This is a genomic window from Ideonella sp. (genome assembly GCF_041914305.1).
GTDB lineage: Bacteria > Pseudomonadota > Gammaproteobacteria > Burkholderiales > Burkholderiaceae_C > Ideonella.
The window spans coordinates 104,626-131,404 of the sequence record NZ_JAYSDQ010000004.1 but is presented as its reverse complement, the minus strand read 5'-3'; the positions used below and the strand labels follow the sequence as shown (position 1 = coordinate 131,404).

General features: G+C 68.3%; 23 protein-coding genes. 16 read left to right on the top strand and 7 right to left on the bottom strand.

Translation table 11 applies throughout. The annotated features are described in order from the left end of the window. The first annotated feature begins 7 nt into the window (after positions 1–7). From ACE3SG_RS07060 to ACE3SG_RS07005, 12 genes are all read left to right on the top strand, one after another. Complete coding sequence (locus ACE3SG_RS07060; protein ID WP_374563567.1) at positions 8–577, top strand: RecX family transcriptional regulator; 570 nt, start codon at positions 8–10, stop codon at positions 575–577. Positions 578–709: 132 nt separating this feature from the next. Further along, positions 710–1,321 (top strand): DUF2889 domain-containing protein, encoded by a 612-nt coding sequence (locus ACE3SG_RS07055; protein WP_374563565.1) that lies wholly within the window; start codon positions 710–712, stop codon positions 1,319–1,321. Between the two features lie 54 nt (positions 1,322–1,375). After that, positions 1,376–2,536 (top strand): ADP-forming succinate--CoA ligase subunit beta, encoded by a 1,161-nt coding sequence (gene sucC, locus ACE3SG_RS07050; RefSeq protein ID WP_374563563.1) that lies wholly within the window; start codon positions 1,376–1,378, stop codon positions 2,534–2,536. Positions 2,537–2,553: 17 nt separating this feature from the next. After that, positions 2,554–3,447, top strand: coding sequence for a succinate--CoA ligase subunit alpha (gene sucD, locus ACE3SG_RS07045; RefSeq protein ID WP_374563561.1), 894 nt, complete (start codon positions 2,554–2,556; stop codon positions 3,445–3,447). A 140-nt stretch (positions 3,448–3,587) separates the two neighbouring features. Next, positions 3,588–4,277 carry a TerC family protein gene (locus ACE3SG_RS07040; RefSeq protein WP_374563559.1) on the top strand — a complete coding sequence of 230 codons (690 nt, stop codon included), beginning with the start codon at positions 3,588–3,590 and terminating at the stop codon, positions 4,275–4,277. 130 nt (positions 4,278–4,407) lie between these two features. Further along, positions 4,408–5,421 (top strand): serine/threonine-protein kinase, encoded by a 1,014-nt coding sequence (locus ACE3SG_RS07035; RefSeq protein WP_374563557.1) that lies wholly within the window; start codon positions 4,408–4,410, stop codon positions 5,419–5,421. 20 nt (positions 5,422–5,441) lie between these two features. After that, positions 5,442–6,230: a Stp1/IreP family PP2C-type Ser/Thr phosphatase gene (locus tag ACE3SG_RS07030; protein WP_374563555.1), complete on the top strand. Its 789-nt coding sequence runs from the start codon at positions 5,442–5,444 to the stop codon at positions 6,228–6,230. A gap of 66 nt (positions 6,231–6,296) precedes the next feature. Continuing rightward, positions 6,297–6,932, top strand: coding sequence for an FHA domain-containing protein (locus ACE3SG_RS07025; protein WP_374563553.1), 636 nt, complete (start codon positions 6,297–6,299; stop codon positions 6,930–6,932). Between the two features lie 259 nt (positions 6,933–7,191). After that, the gene (locus ACE3SG_RS07020) at positions 7,192–7,971 is read left to right on the top strand and encodes an MBL fold metallo-hydrolase (RefSeq protein WP_374563551.1); all 780 of its coding nucleotides are present in this window, start codon (positions 7,192–7,194) and stop codon (positions 7,969–7,971) included. Between the two features lie 190 nt (positions 7,972–8,161). Further along, positions 8,162–8,563 carry a pilin gene (locus ACE3SG_RS07015; protein WP_374563550.1) on the top strand — a complete coding sequence of 134 codons (402 nt, stop codon included), beginning with the start codon at positions 8,162–8,164 and terminating at the stop codon, positions 8,561–8,563. 50 nt (positions 8,564–8,613) lie between these two features. Continuing rightward, entirely contained in the window at positions 8,614–10,593 is a 1,980-nt protein-coding gene (locus tag ACE3SG_RS07010; RefSeq protein ID WP_374563548.1) for a sulfatase-like hydrolase/transferase, read from the top strand. After that, a complete protein-coding gene (locus tag ACE3SG_RS07005) occupies positions 10,590–11,864 on the top strand; it encodes an O-antigen ligase family protein (protein WP_374563546.1) in 1,275 nt (424 codons plus the stop codon). Before ACE3SG_RS07010 ends, ACE3SG_RS07005 begins: the two co-directional genes overlap by 4 nt. Here ACE3SG_RS07005 and ACE3SG_RS07000 read toward each other — a convergent pair. Then, the gene (locus tag ACE3SG_RS07000) at positions 11,828–13,243 is read right to left on the bottom strand and encodes an O-antigen ligase family protein (protein ID WP_374563544.1); all 1,416 of its coding nucleotides are present in this window, start codon (positions 13,241–13,243) and stop codon (positions 11,828–11,830) included. The genes ACE3SG_RS07005 and ACE3SG_RS07000 overlap by 37 nt on opposite strands. Before the next feature lie 126 nt (positions 13,244–13,369). Between ACE3SG_RS07000 and ACE3SG_RS06995 the strand changes: the two genes are divergently transcribed. Both ACE3SG_RS06995 and ACE3SG_RS06990 read left to right on the top strand, forming a co-directional pair. Beyond that, complete coding sequence (locus tag ACE3SG_RS06995; RefSeq protein WP_374563542.1) at positions 13,370–15,115, top strand: Wzy polymerase domain-containing protein; 1,746 nt, start codon at positions 13,370–13,372, stop codon at positions 15,113–15,115. Positions 15,116–15,199: 84 nt separating this feature from the next. Continuing rightward, positions 15,200–16,666 carry a M20 family metallopeptidase gene (locus ACE3SG_RS06990; RefSeq protein WP_374563540.1) on the top strand — a complete coding sequence of 489 codons (1,467 nt, stop codon included), beginning with the start codon at positions 15,200–15,202 and terminating at the stop codon, positions 16,664–16,666. A 207-nt stretch (positions 16,667–16,873) separates the two neighbouring features. Here ACE3SG_RS06990 and ACE3SG_RS06985 read toward each other — a convergent pair whose 3' ends face one another. The 3 genes from ACE3SG_RS06985 to ACE3SG_RS06975 all read right to left on the bottom strand — a co-directional run bounded on the left by ACE3SG_RS06985 (position 16,874) and on the right by ACE3SG_RS06975 (position 18,960). Then, positions 16,874–17,317 carry a DUF4148 domain-containing protein gene (locus ACE3SG_RS06985; protein ID WP_374563538.1) on the bottom strand — a complete coding sequence of 148 codons (444 nt, stop codon included), beginning with the start codon at positions 17,315–17,317 and terminating at the stop codon, positions 16,874–16,876. Between the two features lie 160 nt (positions 17,318–17,477). After that, positions 17,478–17,756, bottom strand: coding sequence for a DUF4148 domain-containing protein (locus ACE3SG_RS06980; RefSeq protein WP_374563536.1), 279 nt, complete (start codon positions 17,754–17,756; stop codon positions 17,478–17,480). 292 nt (positions 17,757–18,048) lie between these two features. Next, positions 18,049–18,960, bottom strand: coding sequence for a LysR family transcriptional regulator (locus ACE3SG_RS06975; RefSeq protein WP_374563535.1), 912 nt, complete (start codon positions 18,958–18,960; stop codon positions 18,049–18,051). Between the two features lie 98 nt (positions 18,961–19,058). Between ACE3SG_RS06975 and ACE3SG_RS06970 the strand changes: the two genes are divergently transcribed. Both ACE3SG_RS06970 and ACE3SG_RS06965 read left to right on the top strand, forming a co-directional pair. After that, positions 19,059–19,745, top strand: a complete 687-nt coding sequence (locus tag ACE3SG_RS06970) for a haloacid dehalogenase type II (protein WP_374563533.1) — start codon at positions 19,059–19,061, stop codon at positions 19,743–19,745. Between the two features lie 27 nt (positions 19,746–19,772). Further along, positions 19,773–21,986 carry a malate synthase G gene (locus tag ACE3SG_RS06965; RefSeq protein WP_374563531.1) on the top strand — a complete coding sequence of 738 codons (2,214 nt, stop codon included), beginning with the start codon at positions 19,773–19,775 and terminating at the stop codon, positions 21,984–21,986. A gap of 74 nt (positions 21,987–22,060) precedes the next feature. Here ACE3SG_RS06965 and ACE3SG_RS06960 read toward each other — a convergent pair whose 3' ends face one another. From ACE3SG_RS06960 to ACE3SG_RS06950, 3 genes are all read right to left on the bottom strand, one after another. Next, positions 22,061–23,761: an AMP-binding protein gene (locus ACE3SG_RS06960; RefSeq protein ID WP_374563529.1), complete on the bottom strand. Its 1,701-nt coding sequence runs from the start codon at positions 23,759–23,761 to the stop codon at positions 22,061–22,063. Positions 23,762–23,910: 149 nt separating this feature from the next. Continuing rightward, a complete protein-coding gene (locus ACE3SG_RS06955; RefSeq protein WP_374563527.1) occupies positions 23,911–24,672 on the bottom strand; it encodes a TSUP family transporter in 762 nt (253 codons plus the stop codon). Between the two features lie 369 nt (positions 24,673–25,041). After that, entirely contained in the window at positions 25,042–26,718 is a 1,677-nt protein-coding gene (locus ACE3SG_RS06950; RefSeq protein ID WP_374563525.1) for a GMC family oxidoreductase, read from the bottom strand. Positions 26,719–26,779 lie beyond the last annotated feature (61 nt).

Sequence of the window (26,779 nt, the reverse complement as noted above, 5' to 3'; positions counted from 1 at the left end):
GGGTGGCGTGAAACGACCACCACTCAGCCTGAAGGCACAGGCCTTCGCGCTGCTGGCCCGGCGTGAACACAGCCGGGCCGAGCTGCGCAGCAAGCTGCTGGCCCATGCCCGCAAGCGCGCGCAAGCCCTCGCGGCGCTGGCTGCCGCCAACGCTGCGCTCGGCCCACGCGACCCGTGGGACACGCCCGACGAAGCCTCGCCGGCCCTCTTTGCCGAAGCTGAAGACGCCGAAGCCACGGCCAGCGAAGTTGACGCCTTGCTCGACGAACTCGAAGCCGCCCGCCACCTGAGCGACGCGCGCTTCGCCGAAAGCCGCATCCACGCCCGCGCCAAGCGCCAGGGCACGGCCCGCATCAAGCAAGAACTCGCCCGCCACGGCGTCGAGATGGACCCCGACACCGCACGCCAGCTGCGCGAGACCGAGCTGGCGCGGGCACGCGACGTGTGGCGCCGCAAGTACGGCGGCGAGCCGGCCACCGAGCCGGCCGAGCGGGCACGCCAGATGCGGTTTCTCGCCGCGCGGGGTTTTGCGGGCGATGTGGTGCGCCGCGTGGTCGGCGGCCGCGACGACGAATAGGCCGCCCCGCCACCGGTTCGACCCGTTGCGGCCACCACGTATGCTGCATTGCAGCACGCGTGCTACAGTGAAATGTTGCCCGCCGTGCTCCCCGACCCAGGGGCGGCCCGAGGGCACCTCCGCTGTCCCGCCATGCCGTTGCCCCCCGCCGACCCTCAACGCCAGCTCAAGCACCAGCGTTCGATCCAGGTCCAGGCCTATGCGCGCAGCGATGGCCTGTGGGACATCGACGCCTTCGTGCTCGACACCAAGACCCGCCCGACCGGCAGCCCCGGCCGCGAACGCCCGGCCGGCGCACCGATCCACGACCTGCACCTGCGCATCGTCGTCGACACCTCGTTCAACATCGTCGCGGCCGGCGCCGAATCGCTGGCGATGCCGTACCCCGGCCATTGCGACCAGCATGGCGACCGCTACGCCGCCTTGACCGGCTTGAACCTGATGCGCGGCTTCAAGCGCGCCGTGCGCGAGCGCCTGGGCGGCGTGCACGGCTGCACCCACCTGACCGAGCTGGCCGACGTGCTGCCTACGGCCGTCGTGCAGGCCTTCGCCGGCGACGTGCTCAAGGTCCACCCGGACAGCGACACCCAACCCTTCCAGCTCGACCGCTGCCATGCGCTGGCGGCCGACGCTGAAGCCGTGCGTCTGCACTACCCCCGTTGGTACCGTCAGCCCGGTGCCAACAAACTGACGCAAAATCCGACGCCGGCATCCGGACCGGCCGCCGCCGGCGGCGGCGACTGAGCCTCACGCCCACGTCGCCACCCGCTTTCGTCCTGAACTCACGAAACCAGCCCCATGAAGATCCACGAATACCAAGGCAAGGAACTCCTGCGCCAGTTTGATGTGCCGGTGCCCCGCGGCTACCCGGCGTTCACCGTGCAGGAGGCCACCGAGGCCGCTCAAAAGCTGGGCGGGGCCGTCTGGGTCGTCAAGGCCCAGATCCACGCCGGTGGGCGCGGCAAGGGCGGCGGCGTCAAGCTGGCCCGCTCGATGGACGAGGTCAAGACGCTGGCCGGCCAGATCCTGGGCATGCAGCTGAAGACCCACCAGACCGGCCCCGAAGGCCAGAAGGTGCGCCGCCTGTACATCGAAGAAGGCGCGGACATCCAGAAGGAGTTCTACGTCTCGCTCGTCACCGACCGCGCCTCGCAAAAGGTTGCACTGATCTGCTCGAGCGAAGGCGGCATGGACATCGAGGAGGTCGCCCACTCGACCCCCGAGAAGATCATCACCGAGCTGGTCGACCCGCTGACCGGCCTGACCGAAGCGCAGGTGCGCAAGGTCGCCACGGCCGTCGGCATGACCGGCACCACGGTCGACCAGGCCGTGACGCTGTTCCAGAACCTGTACCGCTGCTACATGGAGACGGACGCCTCGCTGGTCGAGATCAACCCGCTCAACCGTGACAGCAAGGGCAACCTGATCGCCCTGGACGCGAAGTTCAACTTCGACGCCAACGCGCTGTTCCGCCACCCCGAGATCGTGGCCTACCGCGACCTCGACGAGGAAGACCCGGCCGAGATCGAGGCCAGCAAGTTCGACCTCGCCTACATCAGCCTGGACGGCAACATCGGCTGCCTGGTCAACGGCGCCGGCCTGGCGATGGCGACGATGGACACCATCAAGCTGTTCGGCGGCGAGCCGGCCAACTTCCTGGACGTCGGCGGCGGCGCGACCGCCGAGAAGGTCACCGAGGCCTTCAAGATCATGCTGAAGAACCCGGACGTCAAGGGCATCCTGGTCAACATCTTCGGCGGCATCATGAAGTGCGACACCATCGCCGACGGCGTGATCGCCGCCTGCAAGGCGGTGAACCTGAACGTGCCGCTGGTGGTGCGCATGAAGGGCACCAACGAAGACCTGGGCAAGAAGATGCTGGCCGATTCGGGCCTGCCCATCATCAGCGCAGACACGATGGCCGAAGCGGCGACCAAGATCGTCGCCGCGGTGAAGTAAGCCCAGGAGCACAGAACATGTCGATCTACATCAACAAAGACACCAAGGTCATCACCCAGGGCATCACGGGCAAGACCGGGCAGTTCCACACCCGCGGCTGCCGCGACTACGCCAACGGCAAGAACTGCTTCGTCGCCGGCGTGAACCCGAAGAAGGCCGGCGAAGATTTCGAAGGCATCCCCATCTACGCCAGCGTGAAGGAAGCCGCCGGCCAGACCGGCGCGACCGTCAGCGTGATCTACGTGCCACCCGCCGGCGCGGCTGCCGCCATCTGGGAGGCCGTCGAGGCCGACCTGGACTTGGCGATCTGCATCACCGAAGGCATCCCCGTGCGCGACATGCTGGAAGTGCGCAACAAGATGAAGGCCAAGGAAGCCGCTGGCGGCAAGCGCACGCTGCTGCTGGGCCCGAACTGCCCCGGCCTGATCACGCCCGAAGAGATCAAGATCGGCATCATGCCGGGCCACATCCACCGCAAGGGCCGCATCGGCGTGGTCTCGCGCTCGGGCACCTTGACCTATGAAGCCGTGGCGCAGCTGACCGAGATCGGCCTGGGCCAATCGTCGGCCGTGGGCATCGGCGGCGACCCGATCAACGGGCTGAAGCACATCGACGTGATGAAGGCCTTCAACGACGACCCGGACACCGACGCCGTCATCATGATCGGCGAGATCGGCGGCCCCGACGAGGCCGAAGCCGCCCGCTGGTGCAAGGCCAACATGAAGAAGCCGATCGTCGGTTTCATCGCCGGCGTCACGGCGCCCCCGGGCAAGCGCATGGGCCACGCCGGTGCGCTGATCAGCGGCGGCGCCGACACGGCTGACGCCAAGCTGGCGATCATGGAAGAGTGCGGCTTCACGATCACGCGCAATCCGTCGGAGATGGGCAAGCTGCTCAAGGGCCTGCTCTGACCTCCGCGCCGCGTTCGTAGTTGTACGAACGCGACGCTGCGCGCTCGAACCTACACTTCAGCGCGCCCGACCGAAAGAGGGCTGCACGCCCTCTTTTTTGTTCTGCGTTCTGCTGCGACGCCAAGTTTTCCGGGGCCACGATGGACTTCACTTCCGCCGCCTTCTGGGCCGCCCTCGGCTCGATCATCTGGGTCAACATCCTGCTGTCCGGCGACAACGCCGTCGTGATCGCGCTGGCCGCGCGCGGCCTGCCGCCGCACCAGCAGAAGAAGGCGATTTTCTTCGGCAGCGCCGCGGCGATCGTGATGCGGATCGTGCTGACGCTGATCGCGGTCGAGATGCTCAAGTGGCCCTGGCTGAAGATCGTCGGCGGCGTGCTGCTGGTCTACATCGGCGTTTCGCTGCTGCTGGAAGAAGGCGAGGGCGAAGAGGGCGACGGCAGCACCGAGAACACCGGCTTGCTGGCCGCCATCCGCACCATCTTGGTGGCCGACCTGGTGATGAGCCTGGACAACGTGCTGGCCGTGGCTGCCGCGGCCAAGGGCAACACCGTGCTGCTGGTGCTGGGCCTGGCGATCAGCATCCCGCTGATCATCTTCGGCTCGACCCTGCTGCTGAAGGTGATGGAACGCTTCCCGGTCATCATCACGCTCGGGGCGGCGCTGCTGGGCTGGCTGGCCGGCGAGATGATCCTGACCGACCCGGCCGTGGTGGCACGCTTCGGCGAGTTGCCGCACACCACCCAGTACATCGGTGCCGCGATCGGCGCCGCGCTGGTCGTCGGCCTGGGGCTGTTCATCAAGAAGCGCCAGCAGGCCGTGCCGGCCTGACGCTGCCGTCGCCTCGGCGACAGCCCTGTCACTCGTTTCGGCGGCAGGGTGGTCACCAGCGCTGACAACGGGCCGAAAACGCCTGTGATAAGGTGCCCCCAACCACGCACGCATTGGGGGGTTCAAGCGAATGGGTGGCAACGGAACCACGTTCTGGAGCCGGGCGCTGCGGCGCCATTGGCCGTGGCAGCGCGATCGCCAGCTGCCGCCGCCATCGGCCATGGCCGATGCCAGCGAAATGCCCGGGGTCACCGTTGGCGGCTACCCGTTGGTGCGAACCTTCGCCCATGGCGCCCTGGGTGAGCTGCACCTGGCCACCGACCCCGACAGCGGCGCGCCGGTCGCCATCAAGACCGTGCGCCTGCACCATGGTGAGCTGACGCGCGAGCGCTTCCTGCGTGAATCGCAGGCCGCCGGTCGCCTGCGGCACCCGGGCATCGTGCGCACGCGCGGGGCCGGCGTCGAAGGCCATGGCGACAGCGCCGTCGGCTGGATCGCGATGGAATGGGTGCCGGGCAGCGACCTGGCGCGCTATTCGGCCGCACCGCGGCTGCTGCCCGAGCCCCTGGTCATCGAGCTGATGGCCCAGGCCGCCGAGGCGCTGAACCATGCCCACACCCACGGCGTGGTGCACCGTGACATCAAGCCCGCCAACCTGCTGTTCAGCCCCGGCCGGGCAGTCCTGAAGATTGCCGATTTCGGCTGTGCCCACCTGAGCGACGCCGAACGCAGCCGCAGCGGCGTGCTGGCCGGCACGCCCGTCTACATGGCCCCCGAGCAGCTGGCCGGCGCGCCGGTGGACGGCCGCTGCGACCTGTATGCCTTGGGGGTGGTGCTGTTCGAGCTGCTGACCGGTCGGCTGCCGTTCGAGGCGGCCTCGATGGGAGACCTGCTGCTGGCCATCACCACACAGCCGGCGCCGTCTTTGATCTCGCTGCGGCCCGACCTGCCGGTCGAGCTGTCGAACCTGGTCGCCCAGCTGCTGGCCAAACGGCCCGAAGACCGCCCGTCCGACGGGGTGGCGCTGGCGCGCGAACTGCGTCACGTCGGCAGTGCGCTGCGCGCAGCCTTGGTTTCTCCCGGTGCGTCAGGCCCCCCTGGCGCAGGCACAATGGCTTTCCCCCCGACCGCCACGCCGTCTTGAACGCGACTCCGCCCGTGAGCATGCAACTCGAATTCTTCAGCGCGCTGGACACCGGCCGCGCGCGAAGCAATAACGAGGACGCAGTACGGGTCGACGAAAACCTGGCCCTGGCCGTGCTGGCCGACGGCATGGGTGGCTACAACGCCGGCGAAGTGGCCAGTGCGATGGCCGTCGAATGCGTCTGCGAAGACATCGCCCGCTGGCTCTCCGCGCCGAGTGGCCCGCGGGACGAAGAAGAGATCCGCCAGGCCATGATGGCCAGCGCCCAGCACGCCAACCAGGTCGTCTACGAGGCCTCGCAAAGCCGGGCCGAATATGCCGGCATGGGCACGACGCTGGTCAGCGCGCTGTTCAACGACGACCGGCTGTGGGTCGGCCACATCGGCGACTCACGTGCCTACCGGCTGCGCGGCGGCAAGCTCGAGCAATTGAGCCGGGATCATTCTTTGCTCCAGGAGCAGATCGACGCGGGGCTGCTGACCCCCGAAGAAGCGGTCTACTCGATGAACCGCAACCTGGTGACGAGGGCCGTGGGCGTCGAGCCGGCGGTCGAGCTGGAGGTCGTCGGGCACGAATTGCGCCCGGGCGATCTGGTGATGCTGTGCTCGGACGGCCTGTCGGACATGCTGCCCGACGCCGCGATTGCACAGGTGATGCGTGCAAGCGACAGTTTGGAGGCCACCGCGAACGCCCTCATTGCTGCTGCCAATGCGGCGGGCGGGCGGGATAATATCTCGGTGGTCCTGGTACGCGCCAAAGGGGGAGCCGCCCACGCCGGGCGTGCATGGTGGCCGTTCCGCCGCGCCTGAGGGGGCAAGGTGGTTCACGCGTAGGTCGAACCTGCGGGTTTGAACTGTGACAACAAGAGGACAGGCATGGGCAAGCTGGTCGTTTCGCTAGACAACGTCGTGATCAAGGAAGTGCCGATCTCCAAAGATCGCACGACACTGGGTCGACGTCCGTACAACGACATCGTGATCGACAACCTCGCCGTCAGCGGCGAGCATGCGGTGATGTTGGCCGTGGGTCACGATGTGTTCATCGAAGACCTCAACAGCACCAACGGCACCTACATCAACGGCAAGGCGATCAAGAAGCAATTGCTGGTGCACAACGACACCGTCGAGATCGGCAAGTACCGCATCAAGTACCTGGTCGACGAGGTGCCCGACTACGAGAAGACGATGGTCCTGCGCCCGGGCTTCAACCCGGCCAACCCGGTGACCATCCCGCCGCCAGTGCACGCGATGATCCCGGCCTCGATCAAGGTGCTCAACGGCGGCGCCGCCGGCCGCGAGGTGCTGCTGACCAAGGCCGTCACCACCGTCGGCAAACCCGGCGTGCAAGTGGCCTCGATCGCCAAGCGCCCCACCGGCTACGTGCTGTCGCACGTCGAAGGCGTGTCGCACCCGACGGTCAACGGCAGCCAGGTCGGCGACGGCGTGATCTCGCTGAAGAACGGCGACATCATCGACCTGGCCGGCACCCAGATGCAGTTCATCCAAGGCTGAAGCAACGGCCTGAATCGCGGCACGGCGCCCTGCGGGGCGCGTGTCTCAATCGTGACGCTGTTCACGCCGGTCGACACGGCGGTACCCGGGCCGCGAATGTGACAGTCGATCTGCGCACTTGGCATCTTGCGCTGCAGCGCCAGCCGCCGCACCATCGGTCCGATGCGCCGGCTCTCCTGGCGCGTTGACCTGCGCGCCCCGGGGCGCCACCCACCTTGTCGTTCATCACCTTTTCGGTGCTCGCGCCCGTCGCCGCCGCATGAACATCCGCATCCTCGGCTGCTCGGGCTCGATCGCCCAGGGTTGCCGGACCACCAGCTTCCTGCTCGACGACGACGTGCTGATCGACGCCGGCACCGGCGTCGGCGACCTGACGCTCGACGAGCTGGCGCGCATCGACCACATCCTGCTCAGCCACTCGCACCTGGACCACGTGCTGGGTGTGCCCTTGCTGGCCGACAGCGTCATGCGACGCCGCCATGGCCGGGCGCCGATCCAGGTCCACGCGCTGCCCGAGACGCTTCAGGTGTTGCGGCAACACCTGTTCAACGACCGGCTGTGGCCCGACTTCACCCGCCTGCCCAGCGCCAGCCAGCCTGTACTGCAGCTGCAGCCCCTCGCGGTGGGCCAGACCCTGCGCCTGGGCGCCGCCCAGCGGCCCATCGATGTGCTGCCCGCCGCGCACGCCGTGCCGGCCTGCGGCTTCGCCGTCACGGCGCCCAGCGGGCGCAGCTGGGTCTACACCGGCGACACCGGTCCGAACCCCGCCCTGTGGGCGTCATTGGCCGGGCGTCCGGTGGCACAGCTGGTGATCGAGGTGGCCTTTGCCGAAAGCGAACGCGCGATCGCCGCCGACAGCCGCCACCACTGCCCGTCGTCGCTGGCGGACGAACTGCGCCACGTGCCCACCGGCACCGACGTGCTGCTGACGCACATCAAGCCCGGCGAGCTCGACACCATCCGTGCGGATCTGGCGCGGCGCCTGCCCGGCCGTCGTGTGCAGGCCCTGGCCGCCGGCCAGACCCTGCACCTCGACTGACAAATTTCGTCACCCTAGGGCGGCATCGACAGAACTGGGCGGCAAAAAGCGACCAGATCCGTCAACGACAGTGCAAAGTTCACGCCAGAAGACCCCGAAAAAGCTGGCACGCGTTTCGCAATTAGGGGGATAAGGGCGAATCCCGCCCCCCAACGTTTCCTCCCCCACCCGCTGATCAAGGAGTTTCACCATGAAGCGCGTCCAACAAGGTTTCACCCTCATCGAACTGATGATCGTCGTGGCGATCATCGGCATCTTGGCGGCGGTTGCGCTGCCGGCGTATCAGGACTACACGGTGCGCGCCCGCGTGACCGAGGGCCTTGGCTTGGCGTCCGGCGCCAAGACGACCGTGTCCGAAAACATGGCCAATAGCACCGCCGATACCTGCGCCGGCGTCAACCAAACGGTAGGCGGCCATGTGTCGACCCTTGCCTGCAGCGCAGGCGTCATCACGGTCACCATGGACGCCACCGCGAAGAGCGTCGTTATCGTCCTGAGCCCCACACAGGTCTCCGGCGGTCCGATCAACTGGCATTGCTCGACCAGCAGCGACTTCAAGTATGTCCCGTCCGAGTGCCGCAGCGCCAGCTGATGACCTGAGCAGCGCCGCCACCCCGCGGCCCTGAATTCCGACGGCCCCGCGTGAACGACACCGGGGCCGTTTTTCCTTTCCCGAACACCGACGAAGCACTTACCATGACTGCGTTGGCAAGCTTTCGGCAAGGCACCTGCGAGGTGTTGCTGTTCGCCGGCTTTGCAGCGGTGTACACGTTACCGGTCTGGTCCCCGCTGCTCGGGGCAGCCACCTCTGACAACCGCCTGAGCCAGGGTGCGGCGGATGCCCTGGCATCGCCAGCCGTCCTACGGGCCTTGGCTAGGGACTTGCTCACCCACCTCACCCTTCTGCTGGCGTGCTATACCCTGCTCAGGGTGCTGGCGCGAGGTCTGGCGCGTACCGCCGTCGTCTCGCCGTTCCTGGCAACTTTGCTCGTGCTCTTGGCCGGCTGGGTTTGGTTGACGGCGGGCAATGCGGTGGTCTTCAGCCACTCGAACTATTCCGTGCCGTTTGCCACCATCGCCAATCCGCAGGCTTGGGCGTTATCCAGCGCCGTGCTGGCGGCTTGTCTTGCTGCCGCGCTGTGGTCGCAACGCCAACGCTGGAAACCTGTCGCGTACGGGCTTGGCGCCGCTACAGCTGCCGCCGGCGGACTGATGTTGGCCCAACACGCAACTTCCGTCGCGAGGGCAGGTTCGGCGCCCACGCGCAATGTCATCGTCATAGGGATCGACTCACTCTCGATGCCTCTGCTCGAGCGCGAGCAGTCGGCCCTTCCCCGTCTTGCGCACTTGCTGTCGCAGAGCACCCGTTTCGACAACGCCTACACGCCACTGGGACGAACCTATCCGGCCTGGGTGACCATCCTTTCGGGCCATGTGCCAGCGATCCATGGCGCGCTGTTCAACCTGCGGGGCATCGAGCAGGTAGATCGCCAGGATCTGATCAGTCGCACCCTAAAGGCCCAGGGCTACCAAACCGTCTACGCGATCGACGAACGCCGCTTCAACAACATCGACGAGAGCTTTGGCTTCGATCGTGTCGTCGGTCCACAAGCCGGCGCACTGGACTTCGTGCTCCAAGGCATCAACGACACGCCGCTGACCAACCTGCTGCTGCAGACCCGTGCCGCCGATTGGCTGCTGCCCTTTTCGCGGTTGAACGTGGCGGCCGTCCCAAGCTACGACGCGCGGGGCTTTGTTGATGAGATCGGTCGCGCCAGTGCCGGGCCGCGACCGCTGTTTCTCGCGGTGCACTTCCTCAGCGGGCACTTCCCCTTCGCGACTCGACACGCCACCCCGGCGCCCCATCGAAGCGGCAATGCCCTTCGTGTCGGCCACGTCGAGGGCCTGACCGCGGCCGACGCGCAGGTGGGCTGGCTGATGGACGCCCTGGCAGCCCAGGGCCGCCTGGAAGACACGCTCGTCATCTTGCTGTCAGACCATGGCGAGGCGCTCGGCGATATGGAGCCCGTTCGACGCGCCGATGGCGAATTGGACCCATTGCACTCCTATGGGCATGGGGCAAACTTGCTGAGCGAGCACCAGAACCGCATCGTGCTGGCGACCTTGCATTACCGCCACGGGCAGCCCGTGGGTCAGCCCGCCCAAGACGGGGAATTTGTCTCGCTGCTCGACGTGCGTCCGGCGATCGAGCGCTTCGTGCGCAGCGGTGAAGTGAAGCTCAACGGCAGTTCGGACTGCATCCCGGTCGAGACGGAGCTGCGCCTGGCGGCGGCCGAAGACTACCGACATCTGGACTTGCGCGAGGTCGCGGCCCAAGGCCTATCGCTGTATGAAATCGACGACGAGGGCCGATTGCGGCTGCGCGAGTCCGAACTGGAATCCTTGATTGCCAAGAAGGACGTCGGCTTGCGCTGCAACGATCGTCTTACCGTCTTCACTCCGCGCGACGGCCAGTACCGCACCTACCGGCTCGCCCCCGGTGTCGTGCCGAGCGAACAGGCGCCGGCGGCCGCGGACATCCAGCGCATCGACGCCTACCGACAGCGCCTGCTGCAAGCCGGGGCCATGGCCTCGCGCCGAGCGGCCCGGCCCGCGAAGTGAGCGATTTGCCGGCCTTCCATACCGTGACCTCGCCCTGGCGTGCCTGGGGCGGCGCGCTCGTTTTCGGCCTGCTCGTCTATTTATGCACCGCCGGCGCGATGCCGCCGGATGCGGAGTTGGCACAGCAGCTGATCCTTGCCAAGCTGTTCATCGCGGCGTCGAGCTTGCTGCTGCTGGCCGGCACACCGCGCCCCTACATCGACAGCGGTATCCGTTGGTTGCTGATTGCGCTGCTGGTGGCGATGGCCGTCTCCACGTTCGGAGCACCACGGTGGCCCCTGGCACTCGATCGCCTGCTGCTCTACTACGGCCTGGCGTTGCTCGGATTCGCGATCTTCCTGTGGCAGCGCGCCACGCCCGTTGACCTCGCGCCCTACCTGGTCGCCATCGGCGTCGTGCATGCGCTGGTGCTGGTGGATGTGGTCTTCTGGCTCGTGATGGTGCAACGCGGGGACGCCTCCGCGGCGCACATGCCGCACTTCGGCAACGTGCGCCACTTCGGCTACCTCGGCTACCTCGCTGCCGCTGCCGGCGCCGCGCTGGTGCTGCAATCGCACCGCTTGGCCCTAACGGGCGTGCTGCTCGGTGCGGCGGCCCTGTTCGGCATTGTCCAGCTGGGCTCGCGCGGGGCCTTCGTAGCCTGGCTGGTGTTCGTCGCGGCGATGCTGTGGCCGGCCGGCCACCGCCTGCGTTTCCTGCTGCACGCCGGTCTCGCGCTCGCCTTGGCCGCAGGGGTGTCGCTCCTGTTGCAGACCCAAGGCCTGCTGACGTCAAAACACCTGTGGGCGCGTGCTCGGCTGGGCAACATCGCGAGCACGAACGACCGCCTGGAGCTGTGGCTGGACGCACTGCGCGGGATCGCAGCGCACCCATGGTTCGGTTGGGGCCCCGACGGCCACATCGCATCGCAGTGCTGCCCTGGGCGCGGGCTGTACCTCGCCAACACCGCGCAGGCGCACAACTTCGTGCTGCAATCGCTCGAGGAGTTCGGGCTCGTCGGCACGCTCTTGCTGCTGGCTCTCGCGCTGCGACTGCTGCGCCGCGCGCCGCGGCCATGGCGATGGCGCGAATCCGCCGAACAACACACCGGGGTGCGCGCGCTCATCGCGTTGCTGACGGGCTACGCGGCCTTCGGCCTGGTTGACGGCGTCTTCTACTACCCGGTCCCGCTGATGCAATTCGCGGTCTGGTCCGGCCTGCTGTTCGCCGCGACGGCCAGGGCGCGTGAGCTCGCTCAGAACCAGCCCGACGACCAGAACCGGGGGTTCTGACGCGGCGAGGCGGGCGACAGCGCTTCCGATGCCTTCCCCAGCTCCGCCAGGCGGGGCACGTCTCGCGCCGACACGAGGAGCAACCAGGCGCTCAACAGCGCGGCGCCGACGCTCAACGCGGCGTCGGTCCATCCCCGGCTGTTCCTCACGCCGGCCCCAGCCTGTGGGGGCAACTGATCGAGCCACCAACGCCATGCCAGCCCTGCCGCGACGGCGATCCACACCTGCGAGACCGGCATGACGAAGTTGCCGGATGCGCCGCCGTCGACCAGCGCGGCGACCAGTGCGACGAGCAGCGCCGCACCCATCTGCGCATCAGCGCCGACGCCAAGATTGCGCAGCCGGCGCATCAGCGCCGCCAGCGCCATGCCCACGGCAGCGACGAGCAGCAGCAGCATGGGCACGCCCCATTCCGCGGCAATCTGGAGGTAGATGTTGTGAGGATGTGCAGCCTCACCGTTCGGCCGATAGGCGAAATGCATCGGCCCCAATCCCCACCAGGGCGACTCAAAGACTTGACCAAGCGCGGTGCGCCACAGGAACAGCCGTGCGTGAACCGAATCCACCTGGCCTACGCGACGGGACAAGTCTCCGGAAGGCAGGCCCAGCCATTCCGGCAACAGCACGAATTCCAGTGCGTACAGAAGCCCGCCGGCCACGGCAGCGGCACCGAGCCACCGGGTCGCGCGCCACCCTGCCTTCGGCGCAGCCAGCAGTGCCGCCACGCTGCCCAGCACCAGCGCCAGCGCGGTGGCCCGCCCGCCGACGGCCATCAGCAGCGCCACCCCGCTCACGAGCGAAACGCCGATCAGCGCACGCCCGCAGCGCAGGTCGCCCGGCCGGCCGGCCATCATGGCGACGAGCGGCAACGCGACGGTCTGGGCGTGGTTGAGAAAGCGATGATTGTTGTAGCCCAGCGCGAGTTCTTCGCCGCGTGCCGGGAAGCCTTGCAGCATGCCGGACAGCCCCAGCCCCAGCGCGACCACGTTGTAGATGAGCGTGCCCAGCACGGCGGCCCAGCCCAGCCAGCGCCAGGCGCCGGAGTCCTGCGCCACAGTCATTGCCACAACCAGCATGCCGAGCCACAGCGCCACCTCGCGCATCGCCCACCCAGGCACGGCGGCATGCGCCACCGACAACCCGGCCAGCAGCAGTGCGAGCAGGCCCACGCCGCGCCACAGTGGGGTGCGCGGCAGCAATGTGGGTCCATTCGCGCCCGGCCACGCGGCGGCCACCGTACACATCGCCATCAGCAGCACCTGCAGCATGCGTGCGGCGTCATGTCCACTCGGCCCACGCACCCAGACGAATGCAAGCGGCACGAGCAGCAAATACCCCCCGATGCCCACGCGGGCCAGCAGCTTCAGCGTTCTTGTCATGCGGACGAGCAACCCTGCCTTCGATGATCCGCACATTGTGCAGCGCTGTCATGCGCAAGGGCACCCTCTATCTATACTGCGCCGTCCCCGGCCGACTCCCGATCCACCCCCGTGACGCAGGCAGCATTGCCTTTCCGATTCCTCGTCCACCTCGTGCTGGCGCTGGCCATCGCAGGCCCCACGCTGGTCGCCTACAACGTCTCGCCCTCGGCCACGCTGCTGAATCAGCTGCTTTCCCTCGCGGGTTGGGGCCTGGTGCTGGCCGCAGTGCCGGTGCCTGGCCTGTCGCCAACGGCGCACGAGCAGCCGCTGTGGCTGGCGCTGGTGGTCCTGTTCGTCGCGATCGGCTGGGCTCAGCAGGAAGGCCTGTCCTCGCCATTGGCATGGTCGGCGTTGGCGCTGCTCGCCGCCGGCGCGGCCGTGGCCTGGCACGGCCTGAACGCAGCAACGCGCCGCGATGGCGCGCTGGTGCGGGCCTTCCATCAAGCCATGCTGCTCGCCGGCCTGGCCAGCGTGGTGGTCGCGCTACTCCAGGTCTTAGCACCCACTGCGGCCGATGGCAGCTTCATCGCACACTCCGGGCTACCTGGCCGGGCGGTGGGAAACCTTCGACAACCCAATCACCTGAGCAGCCTGCTCATGTGGGCGCTGGTCGAGTGGGTGCCGCTGGCGCAGGCGAGCCAACTGGCTCGGCAACGGGAAAAGGTGTTGGCGCTCGGTATTGCAGGGCTATTGATGTGGGCAGTCGTGCTGACCGCCTCCCGCACCGGCATCGTCGGTGTGGTCTTGCTCGCGCTATGGGGCTTGGTCGACAAGCGGCTCGCGCGCTGGGTTCGCATCGCGTTGGTTTCTGCGCCCGTGGCCTATGCGCTGATCGCGCTGGCGATGAGTGGCTGGGCGCACACCACCGGCCACACCTTCGGCGGTGAAGGGCGCTTGGCGGAGGGCGATGTGTCGGCCTCGCGCTTCGGCATCTGGGCCAATACGATCGAGATGATTCGGCAGCAACCCTGGACCGGCGTGGGCTTCGGCGAATTCAACTTCGCCTGGACGCTGACGCCGTTCCCCGGCCGCCCCGTTGCCTTCTTCGACCACACGCACAACCTGCCGCTGCAGCTGTGGGTCGAGTTGGGCATTCCACTCGGCAGCCTGGTGCTGGGCCTGCTGTTGTGGGCGCTGGTGCAGGCCGGTGTGCGCTCGTGGCGGGTACCGGGGGAAGAGGGTGCCGGCTCACGCGCCGCGTTCATGATGGTGCTGATGATCGGCGTGCACAGCCTGTTCGAGTACCCGCTGTGGTACGCCTACTTTCTGCTGCCGACGGCCTGGGCATGGGGCTATGCGCTGCGCCTGCCCGAAGCGGCGAAGCCCAAGCACGAGCTGCCCGCGCCCCGCTTCGGCGCACCGCTCTTGCTGCGCCTGGCCGGTGTCCTGATGATCGTCGGCAGCCTGTACGCCCTGTACGACTATTGGAAGGTCGTCGCGATCTACGCACCGACCGATGACGCCGGCCCGCTGCCCGAACGGATCGAGCGTGGCCAAGGCAGCCTCTTCTTCTCCCACCACGCCGACTACGCGGCGGCGACGACCACCACGCCGCCCTCGGCCGCCATGGCCGCCTTCGGCACCACGACCCATTCGCTGCTGGACACCCGCCTGATGCTGGCCTGGGCCCAGGCGCTGGCCGAGTCGGGCAACCGCGACAAGGCCAGCTACCTGGCCGCGCGGCTGCGCGAGTTCCGCAACCCCGCCTCGGCCGAATTCTTCGAGGTCTGCAACGACCCCGACAAGATGGCGGCGTCACCGCCGCCGTTCCAGTGCGTGCCGCCTCCGGCCGGGCTGACCTGGCGCGATTTCCAGGCCCACACCGAATAGGCCCCTGCACGGGCGGCGCACAATCACAGGCTCGGCTTACCCGCCGCACTTTTCGGCCACCGTCGTCTTCCCGAGGTTCACACCATGAACGCCCCCGACAAGCTCCCCTCACTGGACTCGGCCGCGCTCGGCCGTTTCGTCGACACCGCCTGGCGCGAACGCATCGTGCCGCAGTTGACCGACTACATCGCGGTGCCGGCCAAGAGCCCGTTGTTCGATCCCGAGTGGCAACAACACGGCCTGATCGACAAGGTCGTGCGCGACGCCGCCACCTGGGTCGAAAGCCGCAAGGTGCCGGGCCTGACGCTGGAAGTCATCCGTGCCGAGGGCCGCACGCCGGTGATCTTCTTCGAGGTCGAGTCGACCCGCGCCGGCAGCACGCAAACCGCGCTGATGTATGGCCACCTGGACAAGCAGCCCGAGTTCAGTGGCTGGCGTTCCGACCTGGGCCCGTGGACGCCAAAGATCGAGAACGGCAAGCTGTATGGCCGCGGTGGCGCGGACGACGGCTACGCCATCTACGCCGCGATCAGCGCGATCGAGGCGCTGAAGGCGCAGAACATCCCGCACCCGCGCATCGTTGGCCTGATCGAGAGCTGCGAAGAGTCCGGCTCGTTCGACCTGCCGTTCTACCTGGACAAGCTGAGGGCGCGCCTGGGCGACGTCAGCCTTGTCGTCTGCCTGGATTCGGGTGCCGGCAACTACGACCAGCTGTGGCTGACGAGCAGCCTGCGCGGCAACATCACCGGCACGCTGAAGGTCGAGATCCTGACCGAGGGCATCCATTCGGGCGACGCCAGCGGCCTGGTGCCGTCGAGCTTTCGCATCCTGCGCCAGGTGATGGACCGGCTGGAGGACTCGAAGACCGGCAACCTGCTGCCCGGCATCTTCCATTGCGACATCCCGGCCGAGCGCATCGCGCAGGCGCAGGCCACCGCGCAGACGCTGGGTGACGAGGTCTGGAAGCGCTACCCGTGGGCCTGCGGGGCCGACGGTGGTGTGGCCTTGCCCACCACGACCGACCCGGTCGAGGCGCTGCTGAACCGCACCTGGCGCCCCACGCTGTCGATCACCGGTGTCGACGGCTTGCCGCCGTTGTCCAACGCCGGCAACGTGCTGCGCCCCTACACCGCGTTCAAGCTGAGCCTGCGGCTGCCGCCGTTGGTGCCGGGCCACGAGGCCGCGGTGGCACTGAAAGCGCTGCTGGAGGACAACGCTCCGTACAACGCCAAGGTCACCTTCCAGCCCGACGGCCGGGCCGGCGATTGGGGCGCGACCGGCTGGAACGCGCCGGCCACCGACCCATGGCTGGAAACGGCGCTGGACGCCGCTTCACGCACCCACTTCGGCGAGCCGCTGGGTTACATCGGCCAAGGTGGCACGATCCCGCTGATGAACCTGCTGCAGCAGGGCTTCCCGCAGGCCCAGATGATGGTCTGCGGCGTACTGGGCCCCAAGAGCAACGCCCACGGCCCGAACGAGTTCCTGCACCTGGACTACGGCCAGCGCCTGACGGCCTCGGTGGCCGAGGTGATGGCCGCGCATCCGTGAGGCTTGGCACAAACCCCTGCGCTCAGCGGGCTGCGGATCAACCTTTTGTGGGTGGCAGCCGCCACCGGCTTGCATAAAGTCGAGTGGCGAATTGCAGAGGGGTCGGGGAATGCGAAAGGGCGGGGAGTTTTCCCCGCCCTTTTTGCTTTGGGCGCTCGGCGAATCAACCGGGCCACCAGGGCCCCGCGCCGGGTCAGGCGCCGTGGCTCAGCGGCGGGCCAGCGCGGTCGGGGCCGGCCGGCGCACGTTCTGCGGCAGGCGCAGGTTGGTTTCGGTGTCGAACGGGTTCATTTCACCGTTCGCACGAGCGGCCAGCACTTCGGCGCGCACCTCTTCGCGGGTCAGGCCCGAGGCCGACGCGGTTTGCGTCTTCTGGCTCGAGAACAGCGCCATCAGGGCCGGGCCCGAGTCGTTGTTCTGGGCGAAGTAGTACGCCTCGGGGTTGAAGCTCGAGATGCCCTTGGCATCACGCTTGGCGATGTAGTCGGCTTGCACCGCTTCGCGGGTCAGGCCGTGGGCCGACGCGGCCGGCGGCATGCGCAGGTCGGTTTCGGTGTCAAACACATTGCGTTGCGCCGACTGGGCGAACGCACCGCCGGCGAGCGACAGGGCCACGGCGGCGACGGCGAATTGGGCTTGCTTGGCAAACATGGTGGTGTCCTTCAGGGTCTTGGTGAGACAAGGCCTCATCGTGCTGGGGCGCTCGTGGCGCGTCCTTTCAGCCCGGTATCGGCGTGTATCGATTCTTTGAAGTGGAGCAGTGCCAGGTGCAGGACTCGGCGGTGGGGGTGGCCGCCGCCCCGCAGGAGGCTTACTTGGCCTTGGCTTGGGCCAGGCGGGTCTGGTCGGCGCGGACGACCGGCTTGACGTAAGCGACGGTCTCGTTGTCGAACACGTTGACTTCGCCATTGGCGCGGGCGGCCAGGAACTCGGCGCGCACTTGCTCACGCGTCAGCTTGGTTTCGGCGGCCGGGGCGCGCAGGTTGGTCTCGGTGTCGAACACATTGCGCTGCGCATCGGCGGCGAAGGCGCTGCCGGCCACGGCAAAGGCGAGGGCAGCGACGGCGATTTGGGCTTGCTTGGCGAACATGGTGGTCATCCTTTGAGTGAAACGGTCATAAAAACTTGTCCGGGCATGGCGGTGAGCGCCTACTGTCGCGCTCCGTCTTGTCCAGCCTCGGTGAGTCGTTATACGGTTGCGGCTCATCGATGGATGCAACTGTAGAGATTGCTGCCCAGGCAATAAATGCCCATGGCGTTTATTGCGTGTTAACGAATCGCGAACAATCCGAATGCGGGATTACCCGAAAGACGTGCTAGCAAACCAAGGGTGATCCCTAGTCGCCGGGCAGGGTCGGCGCCTTACAGGGGTGCCTGCGCCGTCAAGCCGCGCGGGCCCAGTAGCCGGCGTCGCCGTAGCTGTGCTTGAGGAAATCGATCCACAGCCGCACCCGCAACGGCAGGTGGCGGGCGCTGGGGAACACGGCGTAGATGCCGTTCGGCGGCGCCGCGAAGTCGTCCAACACGCTGAGCAGCCGGCCACTGGCGATGTCGGCCTGCACCTCCCAGGTGCTGCGCCAGGCGATGCCCAGCCCTTCGCGGCACCATTCGTGCAGCACCTGGCCGTCGCTGCAGTCGAGCCGGCCTGCCGGCCGCAGGTGCGTCACCTCGCCGCCGACCGAAAACGCCCAGCCGCGCGACTGGCTCGCCTCGGAGCTGAGCGTCAGGCACTGGTGCCGCACCAGGTCGTTCGGGTGGGCCGGCGTGCCGGCGCGCTGCAGGTAGGCCGGCGCCGCCACGCACAGACGCCGGTTGTCGGCCAGCCGCACGCTGACCAGGCTGGAGTCGGGCAGGTCGCCGACGCGCACCGCACAGTCGTAGCCCTCGTTGACCAGGTCGACCACCCGGTCCGACAGATTCAGCGACAGGCTCACGTCGGGGTGGCGCGACATGAACGCCGGCACCAGCGGCGCCAGGTGGCGGCGGCCAAAGCCGGCCGGCCCGGTCACCCGCAGGTGGCCACTGGCCTTGACGCCACCGGCCGAGACGCTGGCCTCGGCGTTGTTGAAGTCGGTGATCAGCCGCTGGCAGTTCTCGAGGAAGGCACTGCCCTCGTGGGTCAGGCTGATGCGCCGCGTCGTGCGCTGCAAGAGCTTCACGCCCAGCCGCGCCTCGAGCGCGTCCATGCGCCGGCCGATGACCGCCGGCGCCACGCCCTCGGCCAGCGCCGCGGCCGTCAGGCTGCCCTTGGCCGCCACCGCGACAAAGGTCTCGATCTGCTTCAAGCGGTCCACGTCACGATGGTAAGGCGGTCGATCTGTGCGTCCAAGTCACAAATCCATCGCATTTGGCGTTGGTAATGGCGAACCAGGTATCGAATAAATTCACGACCATGGACAAAGCCACCCCCGCGCCGCGCGCGGTGCTGTTCGACGCCTACGGCACCTTGTTCGACGTCTACAGCGTCGGGCTGGCGGCCGAGCAGCTCTTCCCCGGCGCCGGTGAGCGGCTGGCGCAGGCGTGGCGCGACAAGCAGATCGAATACTCGCGGCTGACTTCGATGAGCGGGCGCTACCAGCCGTTCTGGGCGCTGACCCGCGCAGCGCTGCAGTTCTCGGCCGAGCGCTTGGGCTTGACGCTGGGTGCCGAGGCCGAGCAGCGCCTGCTCAACGAGTACCGGCACCTGTCGGCCTTCCCCGAGAACCACGCGGTGCTGGCGGCGCTGAAGCAGCGCGGCATCCGCGCCGGCGTGCTGTCCAATGGCGACCCCGAGATGCTGGCCAGCGCGGTCAAGAGCGCCGGCATGGCCGAGCTGCTCGACCCGGTGCTGAGCGTGCACGAAACGCAGCGCTTCAAGACCGACCCGGCCGCCTACGCCATCGGCCCCGCCGCGCTGGGCCTGCCGGCACGCGAGATCCTGTTCGTCTCGAGCAACGGCTGGGACGCGATCGGTGCCACCTGGTACGGCTTCACGACGCTGTGGGTCAACCGCGCCGGCGGGCCGCTCGAACGCCTGGGCACCGAGCCCACGCGCACCGGCCGCAGCCTGCGCGACGTGCTCGACTTCTTTCCTTCCTGATTTCCCCAACATAACGAGGCATTGACGATGACCAACCGCACCACGATCCACGGCCTGCAGGTCGCCACCGAGTTGAAGGCCTTCATCGACGAGCAGGTGCTGCCCGGCACCGGTGTCGATGTGGGCGATTTCTGGGCCGGTTTCGACCGGATCGTGCACGAGCTGGCGCCGAAGAACGCCGCGCTGCTGGCCGAGCGTGACCGCCTCCAGCTGGCGATGGACGACTGGCACCGCGCCAACCCCGGCCCGCTGGACAAGAAGGCCAAGATGAAGGCCTACCGCAAGCACCTGCAGAAGATCGGCTACCTGGTGGCCGACCCGGGCGACGTGAAGGCCAAGACCAAGAACGTCGACGCCGAGCTGGCCACGCAGGCCGGCCCGCAGCTGGTGGTGCCGATCACCAATGCCCGTTACGCGCTGAACGCCGCCAATGCGCGCTGGGGCTCTCTGTACGACGCGCTGTACGGCACCGACGTGCTGCCCGAGACCGATGGCGCCGAGAAGGGCCGGGGCTACAACCCCGTGCGCGGCGCCAAGGTGATCGAGTACGCGCGTCATGTGCTGGACCGCACCGCACCGCTGGCCAGCGGCTCGCACGTCGACTCGACCGGCTACCGCGTCGAAGGCGGCGCGCTGGTCGTGGCGCTGAAAGACGGCAGCACGACGACGCTGAAGAAGGCCAAGCAGTTCATCGGCTACCAAGGTGATGCCGCCGCACCGTCTTCGGTGCTGCTGCAACATCACGGCCTGCACCTGGACATCCGTATCGACCGTTCGACAGCGATCGGCGCGGCCGACGCCGCGGGTGTCAGCGACCTGGTGATCGAGTCGGCGCTGTCGACCATCCTCGACCTCGAAGACTCGGTCGCGGTCGTCGACGCGGCCGACAAGGTGCAGGCCTACGGCAACTGGCTGGGCATCCTGAAGGGCACGCTGACCGAGACCTTCGTCAAGGGCGGCCAAGAGATGACGCGTGGCCTGAACGCCGACCGCGTCTACACCGGGCCGAAGGGCGAAGCGGTCACGCTGCATGGGCGCTCGCTGCTGTTCGTGCGCAACGTCGGCCACCTGATGACCAACCCGGCGATCCTGTGGGGCGCCGAAGGCCGCGAGATCCCCGAGGGCATCATGGACGCGGTGGTCACGACGACGATCGCGCTGCACGACCTGCAGGGCCATGGCGCCAATGGCCTGCGCAACTCGCGCACCGGCAGCGTCTACATCGTCAAGCCGAAGATGCACGGCCCCGCCGAAGTCGCCTTTGCCGACGAGCTGTTCGGCCGCGTCGAGAAGCTGCTCGGCCTTCCCAAGCACACGGTCAAGCTCGGCATCATGGACGAGGAGCGCCGCACCTCGGTCAACCTGAAGGCCTGCATCGCCGCCGCCAAGTCGCGCGTGGCCTTCATCAACACCGGCTTCCTCGACCGCACCGGCGACGAGATGCACACCGCCATGCACGCCGGCCCGATGATGCGCAAGGGCGACATGAAGACCAGCGCGTGGATCCAGGCCTACGAGCGCAGCAACGTGCTGGTCGGCCTGCAGTGCGGCCTGCGCGGCCGCGCGCAGATCGGCAAGGGCATGTGGGCGATGCCCGACCTGATGGCCGCGATGCTGCAGCAGAAGATCGGCCACCCGAAGGCCGGCGCCAACACCGCCTGGGTGCCCAGCCCGACCGCCGCCACGTTGCATGCGCTGCACTACCACCAGGTCGATGTGGCCCAGGTGCAGAAGGACCTCGAAAAGGCCGACAAGAAGTCGACCCGCGACGACGTGCGCGAAGAGATTCTCAAGGGCTTGCTCAGCATCCCGGTGGTCGCCGCGCCGCAGTGGAGCGACGCCGAGAAGCAGCAGGAGCTGGACAACAACGCGCAGGGCATCCTGGGCTATGTGGTGCGCTGGGTCGACCAGGGCGTGGGCTGCTCGAAGGTGCCCGACATCCACAACGTGGGCCTGATGGAAGACCGCGCAACGCTGCGCATCTCGAGCCAGCACATGGCCAACTGGCTGCTGCACGGCGTGGTCAGCAAGGCCCAGGTGCGCAACACGCTCAAGCGCATGGCCAAGGTGGTCGACCAGCAGAATGCCGGCGACGCGGCCTACCGGCCGATGGCCGGCCGCTTCGACGAGTCGATGGCCTTCCAGGCCGCCTGCGACCTGGTCTTCAAGGGGGTCGAACAGCCCAGCGGCTACACCGAGCCGCTGTTGCACGCATGGCGCTTGAAGGTCAAGAGCTGTTAAGCCGTCACCTCCGGCGACGTCCTAACTCGGCGGGTTCGAACGGCGCAGAGCGCCGCTCAACCCGCCGAGGAACGTCACGCCCATAGGACGGGCTTGCGACTGCCGACCCAGCGCTCGTAGTTCGGCGCGTACAGCTCTTCGATGCGGTTGCGCTTGACCTTGAAGGTCGGCGTGATGACGCCGTTGTCGACCGTCCACGGCTCGACCACGACGACGATGCAGTCGAGCTGCTCGTGCGGGTCGAGCACCGCGTTGATCGACTTCAGGTGCTCGGCGAGCGAGGTCTCGATCGCCGCACGACCACCGTTGCTGGCGGCCTTCGCTGCATCGGGATTCAGCATCACGATGCCCAGCGGCTGGCCCAGGTTGGCGCCGGTCACGCAGCAGGCCTCGACCGAGGCGTGCATCACCAGCCGGTCTTCGATCGGCGCCGGCGCCACGTACTTGCCCTTGCTCGTCTTGAACAGGTCCTTCACGCGGCCGGTGATGCGCAGGTTGCCCTCGCTGTCGAGCTGGCCCTTGTCGCCGGTGTGCAGCCAACCGTCGGCGGTCAGCGCGTCGCGCGTCAGCTCGGGCTCCTTGAAATAGCCCAGCATCGTGCCGGGGTGCTTGACCTGGATCTCGCCGTTGGCCGGGTCGATGCGGCTTTGCACCCCGCGGTAGGGCACGCCCACCGTGCCGGGGCGCGGCACGCCGGGCAGCGTGGCATGGCTGACGCCGCAGTTCTCGGTCATGCCGTAGACCTCGATGATCGGCAGGCCCAGGCGCTCGTACCAGCGCAGCAGGTCGGGCGGCATCGGCGCCGCGCCGCCGGCGGCCAGCATGCACTGGTCCAGCCCAAGCGCACCCAGGATCTTCTTGCGCACGATGCCGCCGAGGATCGGGATCTTCAGCAGCCGGGCCAGCTTGGCCGGCGGCATCTTGGTGTGCACCCCCTGCTGGAACTTGACCCACAGCCGCGGCACCGAGAAGAACACCGTCGGCCGCGCGCGCTGCAGGTCGGCGGTGAAGGTCTCCAGGCTTTCGGCAAAGTACACCCGCATGCCGGTGGCCAGCTGGCCATGCTCGACCAGCGTGCGCTCGGCCACGTGCGACAGCGGCAGGTAGCTCAGCATGCGTGCGTTCTCGTCGATCGCCTTGACGCGGTCCAGCCCCGACTGGATCGACCAGGCAAAGGTGCCGAAGCTGTGCATCACGCCCTTGGGCATGCCGGTGGTGCCCGAGGTGTACATGATCGTCGCCAGGTCGTCGGCCGGGCGCACCGGCTCGCCCTGCAGCGGCTTGGCCTGGGCCAGCACGTCGTCCCACTTCGGGTAGTTGTTGGGCGGCGCCAGCGGCAGCGCCACGCAGGGCAGGCCGGCCGGGATGCCGGGCTTCATGCCCTCGAAGCCGTCGAGCTTGCCAACGAACAGCAGCCTGGCTTCGCTGTGCTCGAGAATCTGGCGGATCGTCTCGGCCGCCAGCGTGGGGTACAGCGGCACCGAGACGTAGCCCGCCATCCAGATCGCGAAATCGCAGATCAGCCACCAGGCGGTGTTCTTCGACAGCAGCGCGATCTTCGAGCCCGGCGCATAACCCTGTGCCTGCAGGTACCCGGCGAGCAGCCGGGCCTGGTCCATCACCTCTTTCCAGGTCAGGTCCTTGATCACGCCCCCCCCCATCGGCTGGGTGTAGGCGATGCGGTTCGGCGCCGTGCGCTCCCAGTGGTACAGGCGCTGCAGCGCCAGGGACGAAGGCGGGATGGGCAGGCCGAAGGACGGGTCGTTGGCGGTCATGGGCGCTCTTGGGGGCAATAGTGGGCTTGGCGGGAAAGGGTAGCCAGCCCACCACCGCACCGGCATCGGCGCGAACCCTCACCAGGCGTGTCGCGCGGGCGACGCGCGCACGACACCGTGCGGAATGCCCGCTTCGCCCGTCCGGCGCCTCAGCGCAGGAACGCGTCGTAGCCGGTCTTCAGGATCAGCGCGCCGACCACCGCGATGAACACGCCGCGCACGAACCCGGCGCCGTGCTTCAGGGCCAGCCGGGTGCCGATCAGGCTGCCGGCGACGTTGGCCACCGCCAACACCGCCGCCACCTGCCACCAGACATGGCCTTTCCACGTGAACAGCACCAGCGCAGCGAGGTTGGTGGCGGTGTTCAGCAGCTTGGCCGAGGCCGATGCGTGCAGGAAATCGAAGCCCAGCACGCGCACGAAGAGAAAGACGAAGAAGCTGCCGGTGCCGGGGCCGAAGAAGCCGTCATAAAAGCCGATCGCCCCACCGATGACCGACGCCGCCACCCGCTCGGGGTGGGCCGCGTAGCGGGGCGCATGGTGACGCCCCAGGTCTTTGCGCGCCAGCGTGTAGGCCAGGATGGCCAGCAGCACCAGCGGCAGCGCGCGTCGCATCAGGCTGGCGTCGACCGCCGTCACCGCCCAGGCTCCGGCAAAGCTGCCGAGCAGCGCCGCCAGCATCGCCGGCACCATCGTCGCGCGGCTCAGCGAGACGCGGCGCGTGAACTGCACCGCCGCCCAGGCCGTACCCCAGATCGCGCCGCCCTTGTTGGTGCCCAGCAGCGTGGCCGGCACGGCACCGGGGTAGGTGGCAAACAACGTCGGCACGAGGACCAGCCCCCCGCCACCGACGATCGCGTCGATCAGGCCAGCAAGCAGCGAAGCAACGGCAACAACAACGAGATCGGTCATCGATCGCGACGAACGTGGGGATAGCCAGGCGCGCGCAGCGCCGCCGCCATCCAGTGGCGTGCGCGGAGCCGGCTTCGCCGGTCCGCTGCGCGAGCCCCCTCGGGGGGCAGGCCCCGGGGGGCCGTGGGGGCCAACAAAAAGCAAAGGGCGCCAGCGATAGGCCGGCGCCCTTGCATTCTCACATGGTCACTCTCGCGGCCAGCGTGTGGCTCGCGGGGGCCTATCAACGAGTTGTATTTTTGGCCCGGACTTGTCTCCTCGGACCCCCTTCAGCCACGCACCCGTGAAGGGCGGAGGCAGAAAGTGGGCGCACTGTAAGGGTGCGCCTGATCGCCGCCCATTGGGTCTAACCCCGGGGCTTGACGCTGGTCAAGCCGGCGCATCGGGCAGGGCCGCCAGCATCCAGGCGGCAGCGCGCTCGGCGATCATCAACGTCGGCGCATTGGTGTTGCCGCTGGTGATGCTCGGCATCACGCTGGCATCGGCGATGCGCAAGCCCTGCACGCCACGCACCCGCAGCCGCGCGTCGACCACCGCCGCCGGGTCGTCGTCGCGCCCCATCCTGGCCGTGCCCACCGGGTGGAAGATCGTCGTGCCGATGTCGCCGGCCAGGCGCGCCAGCTCGTCGTCGGTCTGGAACTCGACGCCCGGCTTGACCTCGCGCGGCTGGTAGCGCGCCAGCGCGGGCATCGCGGCGATGCGCCGCGTCAGCCGCAACGAGTCGGCCGCCACCTGGCGGTCGCCCGGTGTCGACAGATAGTTGGCCAGGATCGACGGCGCGTCTTCGGGCCGGGGCGACGTGATGCGCACCCGGCCGCGCGCCTCGGGGTTCAGGTTGCAGACGCTGGCGGTGAAGGCGTTGAAGCCGTGCAGCGGCTCGCCGAAGGCCTCGAGCGAGAGGGGCTGCACGTGGTACTCGAGGTTGGCGTGCGGCCGCGATGGGTCGGACCGGGTGAACGCGCCCAGCTGCGACGGCGCCATGCTCATCGGGCCGCTGCGCATGGCCAGGTATTCCAGCCCGATCATCGCCTTGCCCCACCAGTGGGCCGCCAGCGTGTTCAGCGTCTTGACGCCATCGACCGCGAACACCGCGCGGATCTGCAGATGGTCTTGCAGGTTGGCGCCGACGCCCGGCAAGTCCAGCCGCGGCGTGATGCCCAGCGGCTGCAGCCAGTCGGCCGCGCCGATGCCCGACAGCTGCAGGATCTGCGGCGTGCCGATCGCGCCGGCCGCGAGCACGATCTCGCCGCGGCAGTGGGCCTGCAGTGGTGCGCCGCCCCCCACCGGCAGCACCTCGACGCCCTGGGCGCGCAAACGCCCGTCGGCGCCCGGCTCGAACAGCAGGCGGCTGACGGTCGCCCCAGTCCAGACCTGCAGGTTCTCGCGGTGCATCACCGGGCGCAGAAAGGCCTTCGCCGCGTTCCAGCGCACGCCGCCGCGCTGGTTGACCTCGAAATAGCCGACGCCCTCGTTGTCGCCGCGGTTGAAGTCGGTGGTGGCCGGGATGCCGGCCTGTTGCGCGGCTTGCGCGAACGCGTCCAGCACGTCCCAGCGCAGGCGTTGCCGCTCGACCCGCCACTCGCCGCCGGCGCGCAGGCCCTTGGCGTCGAAGCCCGGCGCAGCGTGCAGCGCGTCGGCGCCGTTCCAGTGGTCTTCGTGCTGCTTGAAGAACGGCAGGCAATGCTCCCAGCGCCAGTTGGCGTCGCCCACCTCGGCGGCCCAGCCGTCGTAGTCGCGGGCCTGGCCGCGCATGTAGATCATGCCGTTGATGCTGGAGCAACCACCCAGCACCTTGCCGCGCGGGTAGCGCAGGCGCCGGCCGTTCAGCCCCGGGTCGGCGTCGGTCTGGTAGAGCCAGTCGGTGCGCGGGTTGCCGATGCAGTACAGGTAGCCCACCGGGATGTGGATCCACAGGTAGTCGTCGGCGCCGCCGGCTTCGATCAGCAGCACCCGCCGCTTGGGGTCGGCCGACAGCCGGTTGGCGAGCAGGCAGCCGGCCGTGCCGGCGCCGATGACGATGTGGTCGTAGGTGGGCGTGGGGCTCATCGCCGGATGATCTCGCATCCGGCGGGCCCGTTGCACCGCGGGCTGCCACTAACCGATGCAT